This window comes from Ureibacillus massiliensis 4400831 = CIP 108448 = CCUG 49529 (assembly GCF_000772965.1).
Classification (GTDB): domain Bacteria; phylum Bacillota; class Bacilli; order Bacillales_A; family Planococcaceae; genus Ureibacillus; species Ureibacillus massiliensis.
The window spans coordinates 1-1,545 of the sequence record NZ_JPVQ01000109.1 but is presented as its reverse complement, the minus strand read 5'-3'; the positions used below and the strand labels follow the sequence as shown (position 1 = coordinate 1,545).

The following is a 1,545-nucleotide window of genomic DNA, read 5'->3' as shown; positions in this document are numbered from 1 at the left end:
TTGTTTCTTTGCGTTTTGCATATATCTCTTTTACTTCAAAATGATGACGTAGATGTTCCGCTTCCTCTAAGTAGCCTTCCCAAATGTGCCGTTGAATCAGCTTTATATGATTCTTATTTTCTGTACATTGTGATAAGAAAGGACAATTTTTACAAACCGTTGGATTGGATTTGTATTGGCGATAACCTTCTTTAGTTGTCGTAGTGTACTTTAGTAGCTGATTATTCGGGCAAATATAGGCGTTAAGATATTCATCATAAACATATTCATGCTTGCGGAAGAAACCTTCTTTTGTTTTTGGGCGGGTGTACGGCAATACAGGTAACATTTGATTCTCTAATAAAAAGTTCGCAATCGCAGGTGTTTTATAAGCAGCATCGGCTGCCACAGCTACAGGCTTTCCGACATGTTCAATAATCTTCTCTACTAATGGCTGGAGCATATGACTGTCGTGTACATTCCCCGGAGTGACAATAGCGCCTAATACAAATCCTCTTTCATCTGTCGCTGCATGAAAAGAATACGCAAACTGTTTCGTACGTTCATCTTTTACATAGTAACCACTTTCGGGATCGGTAGTACTTTCTTTGATTTCCTTCATTTCGTCATTTTCAAACTTCTCCGGTGGGAAGGGCTTTTTTCCGTTTTCCTCACGATCGATATTCAGTTCTTCTTGAAGCTTCGCTTCATAGGCACGTGTTTCTTTTCGTACAAGTTTCTTATCATACTTCCGTTTATTAGCACTTGCCTTTACATGTGTAGAATCAATAAAAATATGGTCTTCTGATAATAAACCACAGTCCATAATCTCTTTTAAAATACGGTAAAAAATCTGTTCAAAGATATCGGTATCTTGAAAGCGACGTTCATAGTTCTTACCGAAGGTTGAAAAATGTGGAATTTCTGTATGAAAGCCGAATCCTAAGAACCAGCGATAAGCCATGTTCGTTTCAATTTCTTTAATCGTTTGGCGCATTGAACGAATGCCGAATGTATATTGAATAAATGTCATTTTAAACAGAACAACAGGATCGATACTTGGTCTTCCAACGGCGGAGTATAGATGTTCAACTAATGGATAGATAAATTTAAAATCAATTGCAGCATCTAGTTTACGGACCAGATGGTCCTGTGGTACAAGCTGTTCAATAGTTAGCATTTCAAACTGTTCACGTTCGTTAATTTGATTTTTCGTCATCATGGTTATTATCACCTCAGAGTATTAGAAGCGTTACACTACTGTATTAGCCGATATAAGTCGATTGGAGTGGAAGGCGCGAAGACTCCTACGGGAACAGCACGAGCCGAAGCACCCGGACTGAGCGTAGCGAGGGAGAAGGCTGAGGCCGTGCCCGTGGAAAGCGTAGCGCCTGCAACGGAAATCGACGATTTCTTAATATGTATTGTAAATAGAAAAAAGACTGTAGACAATCTCAAATTTTTGAGTTTGTCTACAGTCTGGAATCCGCTAAAAAAGCGGATTCTTTTATTGAATCGTATCTTTAAAAGACTTTCTTCCTGTAGTTAATTTTTGAATGTTAATAT

1 protein-coding gene is annotated in these 1,545 nt (G+C 38.5%); it reads right to left on the bottom strand.

The annotated features are described in order from the left end of the window. The coding region (locus CD30_RS19045) for an IS1182 family transposase (protein WP_036180766.1) at positions 1 to 1,201 on the bottom strand (1,201 nt) is incomplete at its 3' end. Positions 1,202 to 1,545 lie beyond the last annotated feature (344 nt).